Origin of the sequence: Streptomyces sp. NPDC005775 (assembly GCF_042871565.1) — a bacterium.
GTDB lineage: Bacteria > Actinomycetota > Actinomycetes > Streptomycetales > Streptomycetaceae > Streptomyces.
On sequence record NZ_JBIAIU010000013.1, the window covers coordinates 140,543 to 163,182 of the forward strand.

General features: G+C 71.1%; 23 protein-coding genes. 7 read left to right on the plus strand and 16 right to left on the minus strand.

The window, feature by feature from the left end; translation table 11 throughout:
* Window positions 1-18 precede the first annotated feature (18 nt).
* From ACFYPA_RS27740 to ACFYPA_RS27760, 5 genes are all read right to left on the minus strand, one after another.
* Window positions 19-804: a glucose 1-dehydrogenase gene (locus tag ACFYPA_RS27740; protein ID WP_359315371.1), complete on the minus strand. Its 786-nt coding sequence runs from the start codon at window positions 802-804 to the stop codon at window positions 19-21.
* Between the two features lie 10 nt (window positions 805-814).
* The gene (locus tag ACFYPA_RS27745; RefSeq protein ID WP_389134824.1) at window positions 815-1,768 is read right to left on the minus strand and encodes a TIGR03619 family F420-dependent LLM class oxidoreductase; all 954 of its coding nucleotides are present in this window, start codon (window positions 1,766-1,768) and stop codon (window positions 815-817) included.
* 150 nt (window positions 1,769-1,918) lie between these two features.
* Window positions 1,919-2,503 carry a class I SAM-dependent methyltransferase gene (locus tag ACFYPA_RS27750; RefSeq protein ID WP_359315376.1) on the minus strand — a complete coding sequence of 195 codons (585 nt, stop codon included), beginning with the start codon at window positions 2,501-2,503 and terminating at the stop codon, window positions 1,919-1,921.
* 99 nt (window positions 2,504-2,602) lie between these two features.
* Complete coding sequence (locus ACFYPA_RS27755; protein ID WP_359315378.1) at window positions 2,603-4,516, minus strand: AMP-dependent synthetase/ligase; 1,914 nt, start codon at window positions 4,514-4,516, stop codon at window positions 2,603-2,605.
* A 77-nt stretch (window positions 4,517-4,593) separates the two neighbouring features.
* Window positions 4,594-5,868 carry an acetyl-CoA C-acetyltransferase gene (locus ACFYPA_RS27760; protein WP_359085750.1) on the minus strand — a complete coding sequence of 425 codons (1,275 nt, stop codon included), beginning with the start codon at window positions 5,866-5,868 and terminating at the stop codon, window positions 4,594-4,596.
* 88 nt (window positions 5,869-5,956) lie between these two features.
* Between ACFYPA_RS27760 and ACFYPA_RS27765 the strand changes: the two genes are divergently transcribed.
* Both ACFYPA_RS27765 and ACFYPA_RS27770 read left to right on the plus strand, forming a co-directional pair.
* Window positions 5,957-7,276: a 3-oxoacyl-ACP reductase gene (locus tag ACFYPA_RS27765; RefSeq protein ID WP_389134828.1), complete on the plus strand. Its 1,320-nt coding sequence runs from the start codon at window positions 5,957-5,959 to the stop codon at window positions 7,274-7,276.
* Window positions 7,277-7,281: 5 nt separating this feature from the next.
* On the plus strand, window positions 7,282-8,136 hold the full coding sequence (locus ACFYPA_RS27770) for a MaoC/PaaZ C-terminal domain-containing protein (RefSeq protein ID WP_389134831.1): 855 nt from the start codon (window positions 7,282-7,284) through the stop codon (window positions 8,134-8,136).
* On the opposite strand, the gene ACFYPA_RS27775 is transcribed toward ACFYPA_RS27770, so the two are convergent.
* Window positions 8,081-8,719 (minus strand): TetR/AcrR family transcriptional regulator, encoded by a 639-nt coding sequence (locus tag ACFYPA_RS27775; protein WP_359085799.1) that lies wholly within the window; start codon window positions 8,717-8,719, stop codon window positions 8,081-8,083. The two genes, ACFYPA_RS27770 and ACFYPA_RS27775, sit on opposite strands and share 56 nt — an antisense overlap.
* Window positions 8,720-8,960: 241 nt before the next feature.
* On the opposite strand from ACFYPA_RS27775, the gene ACFYPA_RS27780 reads away from it, so the two are divergent.
* Complete coding sequence (locus tag ACFYPA_RS27780; RefSeq protein WP_389134833.1) at window positions 8,961-10,166, plus strand: alpha/beta hydrolase family protein; 1,206 nt, start codon at window positions 8,961-8,963, stop codon at window positions 10,164-10,166.
* A gap of 72 nt (window positions 10,167-10,238) precedes the next feature.
* Here the strand turns inward: ACFYPA_RS27780 and ACFYPA_RS27785 are convergent, their stop codons facing one another.
* The 5 genes from ACFYPA_RS27785 to ACFYPA_RS27805 all read right to left on the minus strand — a co-directional run bounded on the left by ACFYPA_RS27785 (window position 10,239) and on the right by ACFYPA_RS27805 (window position 14,955).
* Entirely contained in the window at window positions 10,239-11,582 is a 1,344-nt protein-coding gene (locus ACFYPA_RS27785; protein ID WP_359085746.1) for a dicarboxylate/amino acid:cation symporter, read from the minus strand.
* A 420-nt stretch (window positions 11,583-12,002) separates the two neighbouring features.
* The gene (locus ACFYPA_RS27790; protein ID WP_359085745.1) at window positions 12,003-12,257 is read right to left on the minus strand and encodes a DUF4229 domain-containing protein; all 255 of its coding nucleotides are present in this window, start codon (window positions 12,255-12,257) and stop codon (window positions 12,003-12,005) included.
* Window positions 12,258-12,412: 155 nt separating this feature from the next.
* Entirely contained in the window at window positions 12,413-12,937 is a 525-nt protein-coding gene (locus tag ACFYPA_RS27795; RefSeq protein WP_359354095.1) for a GNAT family N-acetyltransferase, read from the minus strand.
* Window positions 12,938-13,059: 122 nt separating this feature from the next.
* A complete protein-coding gene (gene mqnE / locus ACFYPA_RS27800) occupies window positions 13,060-14,223 on the minus strand; it encodes an aminofutalosine synthase MqnE (RefSeq protein WP_326740653.1) in 1,164 nt (387 codons plus the stop codon).
* A 276-nt stretch (window positions 14,224-14,499) separates the two neighbouring features.
* Entirely contained in the window at window positions 14,500-14,955 is a 456-nt protein-coding gene (locus ACFYPA_RS27805; protein ID WP_148020139.1) for an Lrp/AsnC family transcriptional regulator, read from the minus strand.
* 132 nt (window positions 14,956-15,087) lie between these two features.
* Between ACFYPA_RS27805 and ACFYPA_RS27810 the strand changes: the two genes are divergently transcribed.
* Complete coding sequence (locus ACFYPA_RS27810; RefSeq protein WP_359085743.1) at window positions 15,088-15,222, plus strand: hypothetical protein; 135 nt, start codon at window positions 15,088-15,090, stop codon at window positions 15,220-15,222.
* Between the two features lie 11 nt (window positions 15,223-15,233).
* Here ACFYPA_RS27810 and ACFYPA_RS27815 read toward each other — a convergent pair whose 3' ends face one another.
* The 4 genes from ACFYPA_RS27815 to ACFYPA_RS27830 form a co-directional block, all read right to left on the minus strand.
* Window positions 15,234-15,899 (minus strand): UbiX family flavin prenyltransferase, encoded by a 666-nt coding sequence (locus ACFYPA_RS27815; protein ID WP_359085798.1) that lies wholly within the window; start codon window positions 15,897-15,899, stop codon window positions 15,234-15,236.
* A gap of 82 nt (window positions 15,900-15,981) precedes the next feature.
* Window positions 15,982-16,896, minus strand: a complete 915-nt coding sequence (gene mqnP, locus ACFYPA_RS27820; RefSeq protein WP_359085742.1) for a menaquinone biosynthesis prenyltransferase MqnP — start codon at window positions 16,894-16,896, stop codon at window positions 15,982-15,984.
* Window positions 16,893-18,350, minus strand: coding sequence for a menaquinone biosynthesis decarboxylase (locus ACFYPA_RS27825; protein ID WP_359085741.1), 1,458 nt, complete (start codon window positions 18,348-18,350; stop codon window positions 16,893-16,895). The genes mqnP and ACFYPA_RS27825 overlap by 4 nt, the downstream gene beginning before the upstream one ends.
* A 131-nt stretch (window positions 18,351-18,481) precedes the next feature.
* Entirely contained in the window at window positions 18,482-19,192 is a 711-nt protein-coding gene (locus ACFYPA_RS27830) for a lytic polysaccharide monooxygenase (RefSeq protein ID WP_389134838.1), read from the minus strand.
* A 521-nt stretch (window positions 19,193-19,713) separates the two neighbouring features.
* Between ACFYPA_RS27830 and ACFYPA_RS27835 the strand changes: the two genes are divergently transcribed.
* The gene (locus ACFYPA_RS27835; protein WP_359315392.1) at window positions 19,714-20,091 is read left to right on the plus strand and encodes a PLD nuclease N-terminal domain-containing protein; all 378 of its coding nucleotides are present in this window, start codon (window positions 19,714-19,716) and stop codon (window positions 20,089-20,091) included.
* Window positions 20,092-20,124: 33 nt separating this feature from the next.
* Here ACFYPA_RS27835 and ACFYPA_RS27840 read toward each other — a convergent pair whose 3' ends face one another.
* Window positions 20,125-20,589 (minus strand): MarR family winged helix-turn-helix transcriptional regulator, encoded by a 465-nt coding sequence (locus ACFYPA_RS27840; protein ID WP_389134841.1) that lies wholly within the window; start codon window positions 20,587-20,589, stop codon window positions 20,125-20,127.
* Between the two features lie 152 nt (window positions 20,590-20,741).
* Here ACFYPA_RS27840 and ACFYPA_RS27845 point away from each other — a divergent pair, with 152 nt between their 5' ends.
* Both ACFYPA_RS27845 and ACFYPA_RS27850 read left to right on the plus strand, forming a co-directional pair.
* Window positions 20,742-22,091 (plus strand): aldehyde dehydrogenase family protein, encoded by a 1,350-nt coding sequence (locus ACFYPA_RS27845; RefSeq protein WP_389134843.1) that lies wholly within the window; start codon window positions 20,742-20,744, stop codon window positions 22,089-22,091.
* Window positions 22,088-22,543, plus strand: a complete 456-nt coding sequence (locus ACFYPA_RS27850; protein WP_359085737.1) for a nucleoside deaminase — start codon at window positions 22,088-22,090, stop codon at window positions 22,541-22,543. The genes ACFYPA_RS27845 and ACFYPA_RS27850 overlap by 4 nt, the downstream gene beginning before the upstream one ends.
* Window positions 22,544-22,640 lie beyond the last annotated feature (97 nt).

Consider the following 22,640-nt stretch of genomic DNA (forward strand, 5'->3'; position numbering starts at 1 on the left):
ACGGGCGGGGCGCCCCGGTCAGAACAGGCTCACCCCCGCCAGCCACCCGCCGTCGATGACGAACGGCTGACCGGTGATGTACGAGGAGTCGTCCGAGGTCAGGAAGAGCGCGAGCGCCGCCACCTCCTCGGGCCGGCCGATCCGCCCGAGCGGCACGAGCTTCTTGTACAGCTCCCCCACGGCAGCCGCCGTCTCCTCCGGGTCGGCGTCCGGGTCCAGCGCCGCCGGATTGGTCATCGGGGTGTCCACGGCCCCGGGGCACATGGCGTTGACCCGGATGCCCTTCGCGGCCAGCTCCACGGCCGCCACCTTGGTCAGCCCCAGCACGGCGTGCTTCGTCGCCGCGTACGCCCCGACGAACGCCATGCCGGTGAGCCCGGTGTACGAGGAGGTGTTGACGACGGTTCCGCCGCCGGCCGCCTCGATCTCGGGTGCGACGTTCCTGATCCCCAGGAAAGCCCCCACCTGGTTCACCTGCACCACCTGCTGGAACTCCTCCAGCGGCGTGGCCACCAGCTCGTTGAAGCGAAGGATGCCCGCGTTGTTGACCAGCCCGTCGATCTTCCCGAAAGCCCCCTTCGCGGCGGTCACGGCGGCTTGCCAGTCCTCCTCCCGGCTCACGTCCAGGTGCGTGAAGAGCGCGACATCCTCCCCCAGCTCCTTGGCGAGGGCCTCGCCCTGCTCGTCGAGCACATCGGCGATCACCACCCGCGCCCCCTCGGCGGCGAAGAGCCGCGCCTCCTGCTCGCCCTGTCCGCGCGCCGCGCCGCTGATCAGTACGACCCGCCCGTCCAGCTTGCCCATGGCCTGACTCCTACCTGTCGAGGTTGCCGAGGTGAGGTGCGACATCGGCGGCGAACGCCGCCATCTGATCGGTCAGTTCACTTCTTCCGCGACTGCGGAAGCGCACCTGGATCTGGTGCACCCCCATCGCGCCGTACTCCCGCAGCGACTCCGCGAGGACCTCCGGCTTCCCGCTGAGCGTGCGCCGCCCCACGGACCAGCCCGGCTCCCCCACGTACAGCGGCTCGGTGATGGCGCCGACGACGATCGGCTCGGCGACGCCCGCCGCCTCGCGGAGCGCGTACAGCCGCCCGATCTGCGCGGGCAGCTTCTCCCGCGGGTCGCCCTGCGGCAGCCAGCCGTCCCCGCGCACGGCGGCCCGCCGCACCGCCGCGGGCGACGAACCGCCCACCCAGACCGGCACCCGCTCCTGGGCGGGCCGGGGCAGCTGCCCGAGCCCGCTGAAGGAGAACCGCTCCCCCGCGAACTCCGGATACTCCTCGGGCCCGAGGGCGGCCTTGAGCGCGTCGATGCTCTCGTCGAGCACGCCGCCCCGCCCGTCGAAGTCCGCCCCGAGCGCGTCGAACTCCTCGCGCACGTGCCCGGCCCCGACCCCGAGGATCAGCCGGCCGCCGCTGAGGTGGTCGAGGGTCGCGTACTGCTTGGCAAGGGCCAGCGGATGCCGCAGCCCGACGACGGCGACATGGCTCATGAGCAGCACGCGCTCGGTGATCCCCGCGAGGTAGGCGAGCGTGGCGACGGGGTCGTACCAGACGGTGCTCATGGCCCCCGCGAGCCGTCGCGGAATGGCGACGTGGTCACAGCTCGCCAGGTAGGTGAATCCGGCGCGGTCCGCGGTGCGGGCGATCTCGGCGAGGTCGGCCGGGGTCGCCCCGGCCTCCCACGGCTCTGCGTAGATGGCGCTCTGCGACTGGATCGGGAGCTGCATCCCGTACGACAGCGGTCCGGCGGGCAGTATCGGCACCGAACGGCCTCCTTCCCCTGAAACGACCTGGCATGGCCCTGCGCAAATCTGACGGCACGTCATATCGCGAGCGGAGTCATAGTCGTACCTGACGCTCCATCAGGCAAGGGGTGGCCGATCGCCCGTCGGCCGCTGCTTCCCGGATCGCTCTCAGGACCGGGCTGACCGCACCGCCATGAGGAGCCCGCTCGCCCAGGCCATGCGGACGGTGCGGAAGTCCTCTCGCCCCTCCAGATCGGCCAGGAGCCGCTCGACCGAGGCGCCGTGCCCTTCCGGCCAGCCGGGCTGCGGGTCGAGGTCGTCGATCAGGTACGTTCCGCCGGGGGCCACGAGTCGCAGGGCTCGTTCCAGGTGGGTGAACTTGCCGGGCCAGGTGTCCGCGAACAGCAGGTCGAACGGCTCCCCCTCGTAGCTCTGCAGCCATGCGCCGCCGTCCCCGGCCACGAAGGTCACCCGCGGATCGGACCCCAGCTGCTCGCGGGCGACTTCCTGCACGGTCTCGTCGAGTTCGACCGTGACCAGGTGAGAAGCGTCGTCCATCCCGCTGAGGAGCCAGGCGGTGCCCTCGCCCACACCCGTGCCGAGTTCGAGGACGCGGCCACCGGGACGTTGGGCGGCGAGGACCGTCAGCAGGTTGCCGGTGCGCTCCTCGCAGGACAGGGTGAAGCCGGCTTCGCGCGCGGCCGCGCGCAGAGCCGGCAGTGAAGTGGGCAGTGTGCTCGGTTTGTCATCCATCGGGGGATCATGCAGCCGCCCTGCCCACCCCGCAACACCACGTGCCCTGCCGGGGCGTCGGCCGTCATGCGGATTCCCCGCCCCGGGCACCGCCCCCGGCTACTTCCGGTACAACTCCTCGATCTCCGCCTCGAAGTCCCTCGCGATCGCGTCCCGCTTCAGCTTCAGGGACGGCGTGAGATGCCCGCCGTCCTCCGTGAAGTCCACGGTCAGGACGGTGAACTTACGGATCGACTCCGCGCGCGAGACCAGGCGGTTGGCCTCGTCCACCGCCCGCTGGAGCGCGGCGCGCAGGTCCTCGTCGTGGACGAGTTCCCGCATCGGGACGCCCTGCTTCTTCTTCATCTGGCGCCAGTGGGACAGGCCGTCCGGCTCCAGCGTGATCAGGGCGGTAACGAAGGAGCGGTTGTCGCCGACCACCATGCACTGGCTGACCAGCGGGTGGGCCCGCAGCCAGTCCTCCAGCGGGGCCGGGGTGACGTTCTTGCCGCCCGACGTGATGATGATGTCCTTCTTGCGGCCGGTGATCGTGAGGTAGCCGTCCTCGTCGAGCGCGCCCAGGTCGCCGGTGGCGAACCAGCCGCCGTCCAGGGCGGGGACGGCCTCGCCGCGTTCGCTGTCCCAGTAGCCCTGGAACACCTGGCCGCCGCTGAGCAGCACCTCGCCGTCCTGCGCGAGGCGTACGGCGGTGCCCGGCATCGGCCAGCCGACCGTGCCCAGGCGCGGTTTGAGGGGCGGGGTGACCGTGGCGGCGGCCGTGGTCTCCGTCAGGCCGTAGCCCTCGAAGATCTCGATGCCGGCGCCCGCGTAGAAGGCGGCGAGCCGGCGGCCCAGCGGTGAGCCGCCGCAGATCGCGTACCGGACGTGGCCGCCGAGCGCGGCCCGGATGCGGCGGTAGACCAGCGGGTCGTAGAGCGCGCGGGCGGCGCGCAGGCCCAGGCCCGGCCCGGGGCCCGTGCCGTGCTCGGCCGCCTCGACGGCCTGGCCGTAGCGCTGGGCGATGCGTGCGGCCCGGTCGAAGGACGAGGCGCGGCCCATCTTCTCGGCGGTGGCCCGACCGGTGTTGTAGACCTTCTCCAGTACGTACGGGATCGCCAGCAGGAACGACGGCTTGAAGCCGGCCAGATCGGCGAGCAGGTCCTCGGTCTTGATCGACGGGGCATGGCCGAGGCGGACCCGGGCGCGCAGGCAGCCGATCGCGACCATCCGGCCGAAGACGTGCGAGAGCGGCAGGAACAGCAGGGTGGACGCGGGGTACTTGCTGACGGACTTGAAGACCGGGTGCAGCAGCTCGATGGCGTTGTCGACCTCGGCGAAGAAGTTGCCGTGCGTCAGGACGCAGCCCTTGGGGCGGCCCGTGGTGCCCGAGGTGTAGATGAGGGTGGCCGGGGTCTCCGGTTCCAGGGTGGCGCGGCGGGCGGCGACGGCGTCGTCGGGGATGTCCTTGCCGAGCTGTCTCAGCCGTCCCAGCGCGCCCGTGTCGAACTGCCAGAGGTGCGTGAGGCCGCCGAGCTGTTTGCGTTCCTGGCTGATGATCCGGCCCTGCTCGGCCGTCTCGACGGCGCAGGCGACCGCGCCCGAGTCCTGGAGTATCCAGCGGGCCTGGAAGGCGGACGAGGTCGGGTAGATGGGGACGGTGATCAGACCGGCGGCCCAGGACGCGAAGTCGAGCAGGGTCCACTCGTACGTCGTACGCGCCATGATCGCGATGCGGTCGCCGCCCCGCAGGCCCTCGGCGATCAGCCCCTTGGCGACGGCGAGGACCTCGGCCGCGAACTCCGCCGCCGTCACGTCCTGCCAGCCGCCGTCCGGCTGCTTGCGGCTGAGTACGGCGTCCGAGGGCGCCTCGCGGGCGTTGTCGAACGGGATCTCGGCGAGCGAACCGCGGCGCACGGGCCGGGCGAACGCCGGTACGGAGACCTGCTGGACGCTGCCGTCGGCGGCCCTGACCTTCGTCGGCTCGACCAGGACGGGGGCGGAGGGTGCGGGGGAAGGGGCGGGTGGCGTGGACACGTGCGGCTCCTCAGCATCGGGTCGGGCGGTTCACCTGGTCCGGCCGCCTGCGGCCGGGTCGTCCTGGGCCGGGCGGCTCACACGCGTTCGAGGATCGCCGTGACCCCCTGGCCGCCCGCCGCGCAGATCGAGATCAGCCCGCGGCCCGGGGCGTCGCGCTCCGCGAGGAGCTTCGCGAGGGTCGCGACGATCCTCGCGCCCGTCGCCGCGAAAGGGTGCCCGGTCGCGAGGGAGGAGCCGGCCACGTTGAGCCTGTCCCGGTCCACGGGCGCGAGCCCCTGCTTCTCCCAGGCCGCCAGCGTGGCCAGCACCTGGGAGGCGAAGGCCTCGTGGACCTCGAAGAGGTCGAAGTCCCCGACGCCCAGCCCGGCTCGCTCCAGCATCCGCGGCACGGCGTACGCGGGCGCCATCAGCAGCCCGTCCTCCCCGCCCACGTAGTCGACCGCGGCCGTTTCGTACAGGGAGAGGTATGCCTGCGGCTCCAGACCGTGCCGCTCGGCCCACTCCTCGCTCGCCAGCAGTACGGTCGCGGCGCCGTCGGTGAGGGGCGTCGAGTTCCCCGCGGTCATCGTCGCGTCCGGGTGGTCCGCGCCGAACACCGGCTTCAGCGTGGCGAGTTTCTCCACCGTGGAGCCGGGGCGCAGGTTCTGGTCACGTTCCAGGCCGAGGTACGGGACGACGAGGTCGTCCAGGAAGCCCCGGTCGTACGCGGCGGCGAGCCGCTGGTGGCTGGTGGCGGCGAGGAGGTCCTGCTCCGCGCGGCCGATGTCCCACTGCCGGGCGGTGACGGCCGCGTGGTCGCCCATCGAGAGACCGGTGCGCGGTTCGGCGTTGCGCGGGATGTCCGGGACGAGGTGCCGGGGACGTACCCCCGCGAGGGCCTTCGCCCTGCCTCCCGTCGACTTCGCGCGCCGGGCCGACAGCAGCAGCCTGCGCAGTTCGTCGTTGACGCCGAGCGGCGCGTCGCTCGTGGTGTCGGCGCCGCCCGCGATCGCGGAGTCGATGGCCCCGAGCATGATCTTGTTGGCGGCGGCGATCACCGCCTGGAGACCGGTGCCGCACGCCTGCTGGATGTCGTACGCGGGGGTACGCGGGTCGAGCCGTGAACCGAGCACGGTCTCCCTGGCCAGGTTGAAGTCCCGGCTGTGCTTGAGGACCGCACCCGCGGCGAACTCGCCGACCTGCTGCCCCCGGAGTCCGAACCGCTCGACCAGACCGTCCAGCGCGGCGGTGAGCATCTGCTGGTTGGAGGCCTGTGCGTACGGCCCGTCGGAGCGCGCGAACGGGATGCGACTGCCGCCGATGACCGCGACCCTGCGGGGCCGCGGGAGTGCGAGGGGCGCTCTGGGCATCAACTCGACCAACTCATCTCGACCAACTCCTGACTCTTGAGTAACCTTACTCCAGAGTAAATCTACGACCGAGCAGGGAGTCTGGACAATGGCCGACCGCTATCTGCACCTCACCGGCACAGCAACCGGCCGATTTCTGACCCGGAGGATCGGCCTTCCCCAGCCCGCCCGACTGCGCCGCTGGACGCTGGAGACCCCGACGCTGCCCGGCCCGGTCATCCACCTCACGGCCGGGGACTCCACCGTCACGGACGCACTCGGCACCGTCCTCGCCGCATGCGGACCCGAGGTCGTGGCCCGCGCCGACCGGCCGGCCGGAATCGTCCTGGACGCGACGGCCGTCGACACCGCCGCCGGCCTCGGAGCCGTACACGCCGCGCTGCACCCCGTCGTCCGCTCGCTCGCGACGGGCGGCCGCATCGTCGTCATCGGCACGCACCCGTCCCCGGACGACCACCACCAGGCCGCCGCCCAGCAGGCCCTCGAAGGGTTCGTACGCTCCCTGGGCAAGGAGATCGGCAGGGGCGCCACGGCCCAGCTGGTGCGCATCGCACCCGGAGCGGTCGCCGGTGCCGAGTCCACCCTGCGGTTCCTGCTCTCGCCCCGGTCCGCCTACATCAGCGGCCAGGTCATCGAGCTGACCGACGCGGTCCCCGACCCCCTCGCCGACTGGGTCGCCCCGCTCACCGGCCGCACCGCACTGGTCACCGGCGCCGCCCGGGGCATCGGCGCCTCGGTCGCCTCCGTACTCGCGCGGGACGGTGCCCACGTCATCTGCCTGGACATCCCGCAGGCCCAGGAGGACCTGGTCCGCACCGCCGACCGGCTCGGCGCCACCGCCCTCCCGCTGGACATCACCGCGGACGACGCCGCCGAACGCATCGCCGCCGCCGCCCCGGACGGCCTCGACATCCTCGTCCACAACGCCGGCATCACCCGCGACCGACGCCTCGCCAACATGCCCGCCGACCGCTGGGCCTCGGTCATCGACGTCAACCTCGACAGCGTCCTGCGCACCACCGACGCCCTGCTCAAGGCCGGCACCGTCAACCACGGCGGCCGGATCGTCGCCACCGCCTCCATCGCCGGCATCGCGGGCAACAACGGCCAGACGAACTACGCGGCCAGCAAGGCGGGCATCATCGGACTGGTCCGCTCGCTCGCCCCGCGCGCCGCCGCCGACCACGGCGTGACCGTCAACGCGGTGGCCCCCGGCTTCATCGAGACGAAGATGACCGCCGCCGTCCCGCTCCTCATCAGGGAGGCCGGCCGCCGGATGAACTCCCTCTCGCAGGGCGGCCTCCCCGTCGACGTCGCCGAGACGACCGCCTGGTTCGCCCAGCCCGCCTCCAGCGCCGTCAACGGCCAGGTCGTCCGGGTCTGCGGCCAGAGCCTGCTGGGAGCGTGACGCGGATGCCGAGCCTGCCCCTCTCCCTCATACGCGGCGCCCTCACCGCCCCGTTCAAGAAGGCGGGCGGGCCGGGCGCCGCACTCCCCGCCGACCGCCCGCACCTGCCGGCCGCACCGGCCGCCCCCCGTCCCCTGGCCGCGTACCGCGCCCTCTGCGGCTTCACGGAGACCGGCGCCCTCCCCGTCACCTACCCGCACGTCCTGGCCTTCCCGCTCGCCATGCGGCTGATGACCGGCCGCCGCTTCCCGCTACCGGTCACCGGACTCGTCCACACCTGGATCGAGATCACCGCACACAGGACGCTGCACCCCACGGACCCGCTCGAACTCACGGTGTACGCGCAGGCGTTGACGCCCCACCGGCGCGGCACCGAGGTCACCGTGGTCACGGAGGCCAGGCTCGCCGGCGAGCTGGTCTGGGAGTCCCGCAGCGGCTACCTCTCCCGCCATGCGACGCGTCCCGGTGCGGGTACGGCCCCGGCTCCCGCCGCCGACGGACCCCCGCTCCCCGCCGTCACCGAGTGGCGGCTGCCCGCCGACCTCGGACGCCGCTACGGAGCCGCGTCGGGCGACCGCAACCCGATCCACCTGTACCCGCTGACCGCCCGGCTGTTCGGCTTCCCCCGCGCCATCGCCCACGGCATGTGGACCGTCGCCCGCTGCCTCGCCGAAGCCCCGCAACCGCACCTGATCCGCTCGGTACGGGCCGACTTCAGGGCCCCCGTCCTGCTGCCCGGCACCGTCACCTACGCCTCGGACGGCGTCGCGTTCCTGCTGCGCGGCGACGGCGACCGCGTCCACCTCACCGGGACGACGGCGCGGACTGCCCCGGAGGCTGCCAGGGACGGCCGTTCATGAGGTTCTCCAGACCGGCCCAGGAGAAGTTCATCAAGGTGGCCGCGGCCTCCTTCGCCGAGACACCCGGAGTCTCGTTCGCCCAGCCGGCGAGCGACTCCGCCGCGCCCACCAACGCCTGCGCCAGCCCCGCCACGTCCCGGTCCGCGAACGCCGGATCACGGTGTGCCTGGCGTGCGGCGGCCCCGATCAGACCCGTCACGAACGCAACGATCTCCTCGCGCATCACGTTCACCTCACCGGCGAACGGCTCCCCGTGGGTCCGCGCCTGCCGGTACAACACCGCCCAGCCGTCGGGGTTTTCCGCGGTGTGCGTGAAGAACGCCCGCAGCCCCTCCCAGAGTTGCCGGTCCGCCGGCAACCCCGGCTCCACGCCCGCCTGCACCGCTTCGACCAGCGCCTTCGCCTCGCGCCCGATACAGGCGGAGAAGAGCTCGTCCTTGGAATTCAGATAGAGATAGACCAACGGCTTGGAAACCCCGGCCAACTCGGCGATCTCGTCCATCGAGGCGGCACGGAACCCGCGCTGCCCGAAGATCCGCACCGCGGCATCCATCATCTGCTGCTCACGCACCGCGCGCGGCATCCGTTTGCTCTTCACAGCACCCACGTCGACTTCCTCCCGCCCCCGATGCCCTACTCCTCGGTAAGCGTACGGCGCGGACCGCCTCACCGTCGTACGCAACGGGAGCGGCCCGGCCACGATGGCCGGTAGCCGTCCACCGGTGTGCCCCCCTGTGGGATGACCCGTGTACGACCGTGGTCCCACCCGGGGGTCGACCCAGGGTCCGATGCCTTCGACCCGTACCGCCGCCTAGTGTCCCGGCATGACCACCAGACTCCGCAGCCGGACGGCCGTCGCCTTCCTCTCCGCCGCACTCCTGCTGTCCGCACCCGCCGCCACCGCCCAGGCCTTAACGAGACCGGCACCGGCACCGCCGGCCTCAGCCGCCGTCACGCTCGAACTGCCCCGCCCGACCGGCCCGTACGCCGTCGGCGCCGAGGTCCTGCACCTCACCGACCACGCACGCACCGACCCCTGGGTGCCCGAGGCCGGGGACCGTGAACTGATGGTGTCCGTCCACTACCCGGCCCGTGCCGCGGGCGGTCGCGCCGCCGCCCCGTACATGAGCGTCGAAGAGGCCCGGCTGATGCTGGCGGGGCGCGGACTGGACGGGGTCGTGCCCGCCTCCGTCGTCAGCTCCACCTCCACCCACGCCCTTGCGGGCGCTCCCGCCGCCCGAGGCCGGTTCCCCCTCGTGCTGCTCTCCCCCGGCTTCGGCATGCCCCGCGCCACCCTGACCTCCCTCGCGGAGGACCTGGCGAGCCGCGGCTATGTCGTGGCGAGCGTCGATCACGCCTACGAGTCCACCGGAACGACGTTCCCCGGCGGACGGGTCCTCACGTGCGCGGCCTGCGACGCGGCCGAGGCGGCACCGGACGAGGAGGCCGAACGGGAGGTGCTGAGGACCGTCTCCACCGGACGGGCCGCCGACCTCTCCTTCGTGCTCGACCGGCTGACCGGCACCCACCCGGTCTGGAAGAGCGCCCGCATGATCGACCGGCACAGGGTCGCCGCGGCCGGCCACTCCATAGGCGGCAGCGCGGCCGCCTCAGCGATGCTCGCCGATCCTCGCTTCGACGCCGGGGTCGACATGGACGGCACCTTCTTCGAGCCGGTCCCCCGCTCGGGCATCGGGAACCGTCCGTTCCTGATGCTCGGCACCGACGCGGGCCACCACCCCGGCAGCCTCGACGGTTCCTGGGACGAGGGATGGCGGCACCTGGACGGCTGGAAGCGCTGGCTGACCGTCAAGGGCTCGGGGCACTTCACCTTCACGGACAACCCGGAGCTCGCCGAACAGCTCGGCCTGCCGGTGGACCCGGAGGCCCCCCTCTCCGCCGGCCGGTCGACGCGGATCACCCGTGACTACGTGGCGGCCTTCCTCGACCGGCATCTGCGGGACCGGCCTCAGCCCCTGCTGGACGGCCCCACACCGGGCAACCCCGAGGTCGTCTTCCAGCAGCCCTGACGGCCCCCGCCACGCAACGGAGCGCCCCCGGTCCAGTGGGACCGGGGGCGCTCCGGAGGATCGTGCGTGGGGTTACGCGGCGACCGGCACGCGCTCCGGCTCGGTCGCCGGCACCTCGTCGTCGACCGGGGAGGCCGAGGCCGAGTTGTACAGGTCGTGGTCGAGGATCTTCTCGCGGGCCGCGACGATCACCGGGACGAGCGCCTGACCTGCGACGTTCGTCGCCGTCCTCATCATGTCCAGGATCGGGTCGATGGCCATCAGCAGGCCGACGCCCTCCAGCGGGAGGCCCAGCGTCGACAGGGTCAGGGTCAGCATGACCGTGGCGCCGGTCAGACCGGCGGTGGCCGCCGAACCGATCACCGAGACGAACGCGATGAGGATGTAGTCACCGACACCCAGCTGCACGTCGAAGATCTGCGCGATGAAGATCGCGGCGAGCGCCGGGTAGATCGCGGCGCAGCCGTCCATCTTGGTCGTCGAACCGAACGGGACCGCGAAGGAGGCGTACTCCTTCGGGACGCCGAGGCGCTCGGTGACCTTCTGGGTGACCGGCATCGTGCCGACCGAGGAGCGGGAGACGAAGGCCAGCTGGATCGCGGGCCAGGCGCCCTTGAAGAACTGGAGCGGGCTGACCTTGGCGACGGTGGCGAGCAGCAGCGGGTAGACGCCGAACATGACCAGGGCGCAGCCGATGTAGACGTCGGCGGTGAACGTGGCGTACTTGCCGATCAGGTCCCAGCCGTAGTCGGCGATGGCGTAGCCGATGAGGCCGACGGTGCCGAGGGGGGCGAGGCGGATGACCCACCACAGGGCCTTCTGGAGGAGTTCCAGGACCGACTCGCTGAGGGTGAGGATCGGCTGGGCCTTCTCACCGAGCTGAAGCGCGGCGATGCCGGCGACGGCCGCCATGAAGACGATCTGCAGGACGTTCAGCTCGCTGAACGGCGTGATCACGTTGTCCGGGATGATGCCGGTCAGGAAGTCGAGCCAGGAGCCGGAGTGCTCGGGGAGCTTGCCGTCCTTCGGCGTGAGGCCGGTGCCGGAGCCCGGGTTGGTGATCAGGCCGATCGCGAGGCCGATGGCGACCGAGATGAGCGACGTGATCATGAACCAGAGCAGCGTGCGGGTGGCCAGCCTGGCGGCGTTGTTGACCTTGCGCAGGTTGGTGATCGACACCAGGATCGCGAAGAAGACGAGGGGCGCGACGGCCAGCTTCAGCAGCTGGACGAAGATGTGGCCGACCTTGTCGAGCGTGGTGTAGAGCCAGCCGATGTCCTGGCTGCGGGCGAGCCAGCCGAGGAGTACGCCGAGCACGAGGCCGGCGACGATCTGGGCCCAGAACGGGACCTTGGGTATGCGGAAACCGGAGCCGGAGGGCTCATCGGTGGTGGTGGACGCGGGGTTCGCGGACACGGACACACTCCAGATGTGACGCATCGGGACGCACGGGGACGGTGTGCGGGGGACGGGGGTGCGGCGCCCGTGTCAGGGACGGCGCCGCTGCATGATGCCGGTATCAGACGTTGCGGCAACAGACCGCGGACATACAGCGGCAGAGATCGACATGAAGGCGCTCCACGAGCGGGATGCTCGTGGCAGGTCGGAGGCGCACAGCTGTCTTCATGCCGAACACGTTAACACTTGAACTTTGAGAACCTCAAAGGTGTTCTTTGGGCTTCCGGGGCGGCCGACGGTCCGCGTTCCCGCACGCTACGCCCCTGGGAACGCGAAAACCCCAGTACAGGAGCGCTCGCTCCGGTGCCGGGGTTTCGAAGAGAAAGGGGGTGGGTGTGAGGAAGCTTACAAGTTCCTTACCCTGCCCTCACGCCATCATCACTGGGTGACGCTGTCCTCGCGCGTGCGGTTCGACTCGAGACGGGCCTTGGCGCGGTCGACCGAGGACACGATCTGCTCGGACATCTCGTCGCGCTGCTTGCGCAGGAGTACGTAGCTGAGCGGCGCGGAGAGCACCAGCGCGAGCAGGACGACCCAGATGACGTTGGATCCTCCCGCGCCGGAGGGGATGAGCCCGAAGTTGACGGCGACGGCGGCGACGACGAGGCAGCCGACGAAGATGCTGAGACGCATCGCGGTGTACCGGATCGTTGCGCTCGGCTTGGCAGCGGACACAGCTGGCCTTCTCTCTACGTGCGACAGTCCTGCCCGTCCAGTGAAGCATGCCCCACAATCGATCAGTTCGGAGGGCTGCGCAAAGCGGGCACCGGACGCGCCGACGGGGCGCCTCAGCCGAGCGGCAGCAGCATGATGACGTCGTCGCGGTCGTCGCCCTCGGCCACCCGGATAGCGCCCGGAACCCGTCCGACCTCCTTGTATCCGCAGGCACCGTAGAAGCGGTCGGCGCCTGTGCCGCCGCGGCAGGTGAGCCGGATCGCCTCGATGCCGTCGATGGTGCGCGCGGCGTCCGCGGCCGCGGCCATCAGGTCGCGGCCGTAACCGCGGCCCTGGTGGCGGGGGTGGACCATGACGGTGTAGATCCAGAGCCAGTGCGTCATCAGCCGGTGCGTGTTGTGGGCGAGGAAGGCCGTGGCGGCGACGGCGCCCTCCTCGTCGTAGCCGACGAGGAGGCGGGTGCGGCCCTCGGCCATGGCGACGAGGTGCTTGACCAGCTCGGGGCGCACGTCGTCGGCGGTCACGGGCGGCACGAAGCCCACCGCGCCACCCGCGTTGGACACGTCGGCCCAGAGTGTGGCCACCCCGTCCCGGACGGAGCGGTCGAATGCGGGATCGAACTCAAACGTAAGCGCCATAAGCGCAGATTAACCCTTACCGCTCCGTCGGCTCAAACACCGTCCGAAACGCGAGAAAGCTCCGGCCGGGGACGGCGGCCGGAGCTTTCGTACTGCACCGCGCGCGGCGGGCGCGCGCCGGGTCAGACCCGCATCGGCTGCGGCGACTCGCGCCGATCCGCGTCCGGGCCCGGGTACTCGCGGATGATCTCGTACCGGGTGTTGCGCTCCACGGGCCGGAAGCCGGCGTCGCGGATCAGGTCCAGCAGATCCTCACGGCCGAGCTTGTTCGGCGTGCCGTAGTTGTCCGCGTCGTGCGTGATCTTGTACTCGACGACCGAGCCGTCCATGTCGTCCGCGCCGTGCTGGAGGGCGAGCTGAGCGGTCTGCACGCCGTGCATCACCCAGAAGACCTTGACGTGCGGGACGTTGTCGAACAGCAGCCGCGAGACCGCGAAGGTCTTCAGCGCCTCCGCGCCGGTCGCCATCGTCGTCCGCGCCTGGAGCTTGTTGCGGACCTTGCCGTCCTTCATGTCGACGAAGTCGTGCTGGTAGCGCAGCGGGATGAAGACCTGGAAGCCGCCGGTCTCGTCCTGCAGCTCACGCAGCCGCAGCACGTGGTCGACGCGGTGACGGGGCTCCTCGATGTGCCCGTACAGCATCGTCGCCGGGGTCTTCAGACCCTTCTCGTGCGCGAGCCGGTGGATGCGCGACCAGTCCTCCCAGTGGGTGGCGTGGTCGACGATGTGCTGACGGACCTCCCAGTCGAAGATCTCCGCGCCGCCGCCGGTCAGCGACTCCAGACCCGCCTCGATGAGCTCGTCGAGGATCTCGGAGGCGGACAGCCCGGAGATGGTCTCGAAGTGGTGGATCTCGGTGGCGGTGAACGCCTTGAGGGAGACCTCCGGCAGCGCTTCCTTGAGCGCGCTCAGCGAACGCGGGTAGTAGCGCCACGGCAGGGTGGGGTGCAGCCCGTTGACGATGTGCAGCTCGGTGAGGCTCTCGCCCTCCATCGCCTTCGCGAGGCGGACGGCCTCCTCGATGCGCATCGTGTACGCGTCCTTCTCCCCCGGCTTGCGCTGGAAGGAGCAGTACGCGCACGAGGCGGTGCACACGTTGGTCATGTTGAGGTGGCGGTTGACGTTGAAGTGAACGACGTCGCCGTTCTTGCGCGTGCGCACCTCATGGGCCAGCCCGCCCAGCCAGGCCAGATCGTCGGACTCGTAGAGCGCGATCCCGTCCTCGCGGGACAGCCGCTCGCCGTCCCGGACCTTCTGCTCCAGCTCGCGCTTGAGTCCCGCGTCCACTAGGGCGCCTCCCATTTCCTCTTCGTAACAGACTCAGCTCACCGTACGCCTAGGGTCTCCCGTTCGGATCACGGCGGGTCGGGGAGCGGGGTCCGGTGCGTGCGGTTGCAAGGCGGAGGATTGAGGCATGGCGAATGGGGCCTCCCCCTGCTCGCCGCGTTGTCGGGATCACCCCGATACACCCAGTATCGGGGCGACCCTCCGCCTTGCGATCGCACGCACCGGACGCCGCCGGACCCGCCCTCCGGGCGGACGGCGCTCCTTTCGAAGCACGCCCTAGCCCTCTTCGGGAAGGTCTCCGACCCGGTTCTCCCACTTGGTGGAGAGCACGATCGTCGTACGCGTACGGGAGACACCCTTGGTGCCGCTGAGGCGGCGGATGGTCTTCTCCAGGCCGTCCACGTCGCCGACCCGGACCTTGAGCATGTAGGAGTCGTCGCCCGCGATGAACCAGGCGTCCTCGATCTCCGCGAGGTCCTTCAGCCGGTGCGCCACGTCCTCGTGGTCGGCGGCGTCCGAGAGCGAGATGCCGATCAGGGCGGTGACCCCGAGCCCGAGCGAGGCGGCGTCGACGGTGGCGCGGTAACCGGTGATGACACCGGCGGTTTCCAGCCGGTTGATGCGGTCGGTGACGCTGGGCCCGGAGAGCCCCACGAGCCGCCCCAGCTCGGCGTACGAGGCCCTGCCGTTCTCCCTGAGGGCCTGAATGAGCTGCCTGTCCACCGCGTCCATGTGACTGAAACCTTCCATTGTTCAGCAGTTTCGCGAGTCTACGTGTAGAATCTAAGGCATGCAGGCTTCACGGCCTGCAAATCTTTCCGAACTTCCTAAAAATGCTTTCGAATCTTCAGGAGTGGATACACCGTGTACACGATCGAGATGGCCTACGCCCGGATGCGCGAGCTGCAGGACCTGGCCAACCGCTCGCGTGCCCACCAGCCCGCCGCGGCCCACCGGGTCGACAGGACCCGCAACCCGCGCACCCCCAAGAAGCGCTGACCCCGGCCGGGTCAGCCGCGAGAGCCGCCACCGAGCTCTCCCTCCCAGCGGCGGTACAGCAGGTGCGGCACCCCTGCCGCGTCCAGCACCCGCCCCGCGACGAAGTCCACCAGATCCTGGATGTGCGTGGCACCCGCGTAGAACGCCGGAGAGGCGGGCAGCACGACCGCGCCCGCCTCGTCCAGGGCCACCATGTGCCGCAGCGTCTGGCCGTTCAGCGGCGTCTCGCGCACCGCGACGACCAGCGTCCGCCGCTCCTTGAGCGTCACGCTCGCGGCCCGTTGCAGCAGGTCCTTCGAGAGACCCAGCGCCACCCCGGCCACGCAGGCCGTCGACGCGGGCACGATCAGCATCCCCTTCGCGGGGTACGACCCCGAGGACGGCCCCGCGGCCAGATCGCCGGCCGGCCAGTGCCGTACGCCGGACACGTCCACGTCGAAGGTGTGCGGCTTCCCGTCCGCCCCTCGCGCCAGCCAGCCGGCCAGGTCCTCCCGCCAGTGCCCGTCGCGGAACGCGATCCCGGTCTCGTCCAGCAGGGTCAGCCGCGAGGCGCGGCTCACCACCAGATCGACGCTCTCCCCCGCAGCCAGCAGACCGCGCAGCACGGCGGCGGCGAATGGGGTGCCCGAAGCGCCCGAAACCCCGACAATCCAAGGCTTTCGCTGCTGTTGACTCACTGAAGTCCCGGAATCCACACCCCTGAGCCTATCCGGCACCCTGCGGCGCAGGCGCGTCAGGAGTTCGGAGCCGGAACGGGTACTACACCGTCAGGCCCCTCACCAGCAGGTCCAGCAGCGCGCACACGAACAGCGCTATCCCGATGAAGCCGTTGACCTGGAAGAACGCCCGGTTGAGCCGCGAGAGGTCGTGCGGCCGCACCACCCGGTGCTCGTACACGAACGCCACGGCGACGATCACCATGCCGATCCAGTAGAAGAGCCCGGCCTCCGTGGCCAGACCGAACCAGACCAGCAGGCCCGTCGTCACCACGTGACAGACCCGCGCCCCCCACAGCGCCGCCGGGATACCGAAGCGTGCCGGGACGGACAGCACGCCGTGGGCACGGTCCGCCTGCACGTCCTGGCAGGCGAAGATCAGGTCGAAACCGCCGATCCAGACGCCGACGGCCAGCCCCAGGATCACCGCGTCCCACGACCAGTCACCCGTCACCGCCAGCCAGGCACCGACCGGGCCCATGGCCTGGGCGATGCCGAGGATCGCGTGCGGGTAGTTCGTGAACCGCTTGCCGTACGGGTAGACGACCATCGGGATCACGGCGATCGGTGCCAGCGCCAGACAGAGCGGGTTCAGCAGGGCCGCCGCTCCGAGGAACACCACGACGGCGACGAGCGCGCCCGTCCACGCCGACTTCACCGAGACCGCACCGGTCACCAGCTCGCGGGTCGCGGTGCGCGGGTTACGGGCGTCGATCTCGCGGTCGATGATCCGGTTCGCGGCCATCGCGAAGGTGCGCAGCCCGACCATCGCGACGGTGACCAGCAACAGCGTCACCCACTGGATCGACCCGTCGTCCAGGAACATCGCGGTCAGGGCGGCGATGTACGCGAAGGGCAGCGCGAAGACCGAGTGCTCGATCATCACGAGCCGCAGGAATGCCTTGACCTTGCTGGGTTGCGCGGGCCCGGAGCCCAGGGTCGCTTCGGCGGCGCTCACAGTCCGTATTCCTTCCACCGGCGGTCGACCTTCGCCGCCGTGTCCGGGTCGGACTCGACCATGTCGGGCCAGCCCCCGTCCCGGGTGTAGCCCTCCTCGGGCCACTTCTTCGTCGCGTCGATGCCCGCCTTGCCGCCCCAGAACTGCTGGTAGGAGGCGTGGTCGAGGTGGTCGACCGGCCCCTCGGCGACGGTGAGGTCGCGCGCGTAGTCGGTGTTGCCGAGTGCCCGCCAGGAGACCTCGTGCAGATCGTGGACGTCGCAGTCGGAGTCCACGACGACGATCAGCTTCGTCAGCGACATCATGTGCGCGCCCCAGATCGCGCTCATCACCTTCTGGGCGTGCTTCGGGTACTTCTTGTCGATCGAGACGATCGCGCAGTTGTGGAAACCACCGGACTCGGGCAGGTGGTAGTCCACGATGTCCGGCACGATGATCTTGAGCAGCGGCAGGAAGAACCGCTCCGTGGCCCGCCCCAGCGGACCGTCCTCGGTCGGCGGCCGGCCCACGACGATGGACTGGAGCAGCGGACGCTTCCGCATGGTGACGCAGTCGATGGTCAGCGCGGGGAACGGTTCCTGCGGCGTGTAGAAGCCGGTGTGGTCGCCGAACGGGCCCTCGGGGAGCATCTCCCCGGGCTCCAGCCACCCCTCGATGACGACCTCGGCGTTGGCCGGGACCTGGAGCGGGACGGTCTTGCAGTCCACCATCTCGATGCGCTTGCCCTGGATGAAGCCGGCGAAGAGGTACTCGTCGATGTCCCCGGGCAGCGGTGCGGTGGAGGCGTACGTCACCGCGGGCGGCGCGCCGAAGGCGATGGCGACCGGCAGCCGCTCCCCGCGCTTGGCGGCGACCTGGTAGTGGTTGCGGCTGTCCTTGTGGATCTGCCAGTGCATCCCGATGGTGCGGCGGTCGTGGCGCTGGAGGCGGTAGAGCCCCAGGTTCCGTACGCCGGTCTCGGGGTGCTTGGTGTGGGTGAGGCCCAGGTTGAAGAAGGAGCCGCCGTCCTTGGGCCAGGTGAAGAGCGCGGGCAGCTGGTCGAGGTCCACGTCGTCGCCGGTGAGGACGACCTCCTGGACGGGGGCGTTCTCCGGCTTCACCTTCTTCGGCGGCACGTGCACCATGGTGCCGAGCTTGCCGAAGGCCTCCCGTACGCCGACGAAGCCGTGCGGCAGCTCGGGCTTGAGCAGGCCGCCGATCTTGTCGCTGATGTCGGTGTAGGACTTCAGCCCGAGCGCCTTGAGGAGGCGCTTGTCGGTCCCGAAGACGTTCATGGCCAGGGGCATCGAGGACCCCTTGACGTTCTCGAAGAGCAGCGCGGGCCCGCCGGCCTTGTTCACCCGGTCGACGATCTCGCCGACCTCCAGGTGGGGGTCGACCTCGGCCTTGATGCGCTTGAGCTCGCCCTCGCGCTCCAGAGCCCGGAGGAGGGATCGAAGATCGTCGTAAGCCATGCCGTCCAGTCTGTCATCCCGTCTGACGGCGGCAGTCGGGGCTCCCCGCGTCGGGGGCGGGCCGTGCCTCTCCGCGGGATATCGGCATCCGGCGGAGAGGCGGCCCGTGGGGCCGGGCCGGTGTGACGGCCTCAGCAGGTGCCGAGGTCCTCCCAGACGCCCCATTCGCCGGTGCTGCCGGGCTGCTCGCCCTGCGTCCACCACTTGGCGCGCCAGGTGTGGCCGCCCAGCGAGGCGGTGTCGCCGCCGTTGTAGACCCGGCCGGCGTCCCAGGCGGACGTCGCGCAGTCCCCCGGGTCACCGGGGTCGCCCGGGTCGCCGCCACCGCCGCCGATCTGTACGTCGACGCAGGCGTAGAACGCGTTGGCCGTGTCGGAGATGTTCCAGACGGCGAGGACCTTCTGCCGGCCGGTGATGCCGCCGAAGTCCACCCGGTGGGTCACCGTGGCCCCGGGCTGGGCGCCGCCGTCGTTGAACTGCGCCACCTTGGTGCCACCGACGAAGTACTGCCAGTTGCTGGTGGCGTGCCGGGCGGTCAGGTGCCAGGAGAAGTCGGCCGAGCTGCCGACCGGCGTCACCTGCCAGTTCTTGCTGTTGTCATCCAGTTCGGCGTAGTCCGCGTGACCGCCGCTGCAGCTCTGCAGCCCCTTCGGGCCCTCGACGCTCTGCGGCTCGTACTTGATCTGGCCGCAGTCGACGACGCCCGCGGCGCACTGGGCCTGGCGGCTGGGGGGCGAGGACACGTATCCGTGCGCACTGGCGGTGGTGGCGGGAAGGGCCACCGCGATCAGGGGGGCGATGCCCGCACCGATCACGAGGGCCAGTCTTCGCTTGGTGTTCATGCCGACTCCTTCGCTGAAGGGGCTGCCGAGGGCAACGGCAGCATCAGGACGCGCCCGCACCGGTGCGGTCCCGTGGCGTGCTGCGTACCGGTCACGGTGAACACACGGGTGCGGCCGGTGGCGAGGGGGGCGCCGCCCCGCAATCCCTTCGCGCGCCCTCGGTCGCGCACGGCGACCGGGGCTCACCTGGAGGGCCTTTCCGGCCCCAGGTCTAGACCATACTCAGGGCCGGGCACCCGTCAAGAGATCGCGCACCCCGGAGCCGGGTCGCCCCGCCGGAGGTGACGGCCCGCCAACAGCGGCGCCCGGCACGGGCGTTGGTCGCGAGACACGCGACCCTGCGACGCAGGGGGGGCCGGCCACCCCGGGCCGACAGCGCACGGTCACGGTCGCGTGGACCCCCGTCCCGCACCGCACCCGGGACCGCTCGCAAGGGGGACGTATAGGACACCGGCTACGCTGGACGCGTCACCGGGGCGGTGCACTGCCCCGCCAACTCTCCTCGGGGGGACCTTTCCACCATGCTCCGGGCCCTGATCTTTCTCCTGCCTCTGGCACTGACGATCTACGCGTTCATCGACTGCCTGAACACGCCGGAGGACGAGGCCAAGCACCTGCCGAAGGTCGCCTGGGTCTTCATCATCCTGCTGTTCTGGATCGTCGGCCCGATCGTGTGGCTGGCCGCGGGCAAGGTGCGCCAGGGGCCGGCCGGCCGACGTCAGGGGTGGGTGGCACCCGACGACAATCCCGACTTCCTGAAGTCGCTGAAGGACGACAGCGAAAAGGACGTTAAGGAGAAGGACGAGACGGTCCTCAAGGACTGGGAGGCGGACCTGCGCCGCCGCGAGGACGAGCTCAAGCGGCGTGAGAGCGGCCCGGAGGCCCCGCCCGCCTCCTGACCCGGTACCGGACGCCGGACGCCCGGTACCCGATCACGCGTACAACTGCTGCCCCAGCTTCTCGAGCAGGGGCAGCAGTGCTCTGCGCTCCTCGGCGGTGAGCGCTTCCAGTGCGCCGTGCACGGCACGCATCTCGGCGCGGATGGTCCGGGCGAGCTCCGTGCCCTCGGGGGTGCGGGCCGCGACCTTGGAGCGGCGGTCGTCGGGGGACGGGGTGCGGCGGACCAGGCCACGGGTCTCCATGCGGCCGACGAGGCCGGTGGCGTTGGACGCGTCGCAGACCAGGTGGGCGGCGAGCGCGCTCATCGGCATGGGCGCGTTGAGCGCGATCAGCGCCCGCGCCTGCGAGGTGGACAGGCCGTGACGGGCGGCGACGGCGGTGAGGTCGTCGTGGTGACCTCGGACGACGAGGGCCAGCGGCTCCAGGAGATCCTCCGGGGAGGGGGCGGCTCGATCGTCCGGAGCAGTGGCGGCGCGGGGCGTCGGTTCCGTGGTCATGGTCGGCCATTCTTCGATCGGCGACTGCCGACATTTATTTGACATGCTCAACTGTTGGCAGTTACATGGAAGTAATTGCTTGAGCATATCAAGTTCTAAGCCCCACCCGCATCTGAGCCCCACCCGCATCCCGCGCCGCAAGGAGTACCCCCATGTCCTCCGTACCGTCCGGTGTCGACGACACCACCCGCCCCGCCGAGTCCCCGGCCGAGATCGTCGGCCGCCTCCGCGCCACCTTCCGCGCCGGCCGCACCAAGGGCCTCGACTGGCGTACGGGACAGCTCCGGCAACTGCGCGCCCTGCTCACCGAGCGCGGGGACGAGATCGCCGACGCGCTCCACGCCGACCTCGGCAAGAGCCGCAAGGAGGCGTACCGCACCGAGATCGACTTCACGATCCGCGAGATCGACCACACGCTGGAGCACCTGGCCGACTGGCTGCGGCCCGAGCCCGCCCCCGTACCGGCCACGCTGGGCGGGGCGCAGGCGTACACCGTGCAGGACCCGCTCGGCGTCGTCCTCGTCATCGCCCCGTGGAACTACCCGGTGCAACTGCTGCTGGCCCCGCTCGCCGGCGCGCTGGCCGGGGGCAACGCGGTCGTGGTCAAGCCGAGCGAGCTGGCGCCCGCGACCTCCGCCGCCGTCGCGCGGCTGCTGCCGCGCTATCTGGACACGGACGCGGTCGCCGTCGTGGAGGGGGCGGTCCCCGAGACCACCGCGCTGCTCGCCGAGCGCTTCGACCACATCTTCTACACCGGCAACGGCACGGTGGGCCGGATCGTGATGGCCGCCGCGGCGGAGCACCTCACCCCGGTGACGCTCGAACTGGGCGGCAAGTCCCCGGTGTTCGTGGACCGGGACACGGACCTGAAGGCGGTCGCGGGGCGACTGGCGGCCGGAAAGTTCCTGAACGCGGGCCAGACGTGCGTGGCCCCCGACTACGTCCTGACCGACCCGGAGACCGGCGCCGCCCTCGCGGACGCGCTCGCCGCCGCGGTCGAGGGCCTGTTCGGGGCGGACGCCTCGACGCACCCGGAGTACGGGCGGATCGTGAACCACCGGCACTTCGACCGGCTGACGGGCCTGCTCGGCTCGGGCCGCACGGTGACGGGCGGGACGTACGACCGCGACAGCAAGTACATCGCCCCGACCGTGCTGGCCGACGTGGCACCGGACGCGCCCGTGATGCGGGAGGAGATCTTCGGGCCGGTGCTCCCGATCGTGACGGTCGGCGGACTGGACGAGGCGATCGCGTTCATCAACGACCGCGACAAGCCGCTGGCCCTGTACGCGTTCACCGACGCGGACGCCGTACGGGAGCGGCTGATCGCGGAGACCTCATCGGGCGCGGTCGGGATCGGGCTGCCGCTGGCCCACCTCACGGTGTCGGACCTGCCCTTCGGCGGGGTCGGCGAGAGCGGGATGGGGAGTTACCACGGCCGGTACTCGTTGGAGACCTTCAGCCACCGCAAGGCCGTCCTGGACACCCCGATGCCCGCGTGAGCCCGTCCGGACGCGACGAGGCGTGGCTGGCGACCGCTCTCGGCGAGGCCCGCGCGGGCCTGGCCGAGGGCGGCGTCCCCATCGGCGCCGCGCTGTACGGGGCGGACGGCACGCTGCTCGGCAGGGGCCGCAACCGCCGGGTGCAGGACGGCGATCCGTCGGCGCACGCGGAGACGGCCGCCTTCCGGGCCGCCGGCCGGCAGCGCTCGTACCGCGGCACGACGATGGTGACGACGCTGTCCCCGTGCTGGTACTGCTCCGGCCTGGTACGGCAGTTCGGGATTTCGCGGGTCGTGATCGGCGAGGCCGAGACCTTCCGCGGCGGACACGACTGGCTGGCCGGGCACGGGGTGGAGATCGTGCTGCTCGACGACGCGGCCTGCGTGGACCTCATGCGCGGTTTCGTACGGGAGCACCCCGCGCTGTGGAACGAGGACATCGGCGAAGACTGAGCCCGCTGGGCGCCCCGCCCCGTGCCCCGATCCGTGACGATCGTTCGAAAATCTTCACCTTCCTCCAACACCCTGCCGATATCCTGATGTTGACGGT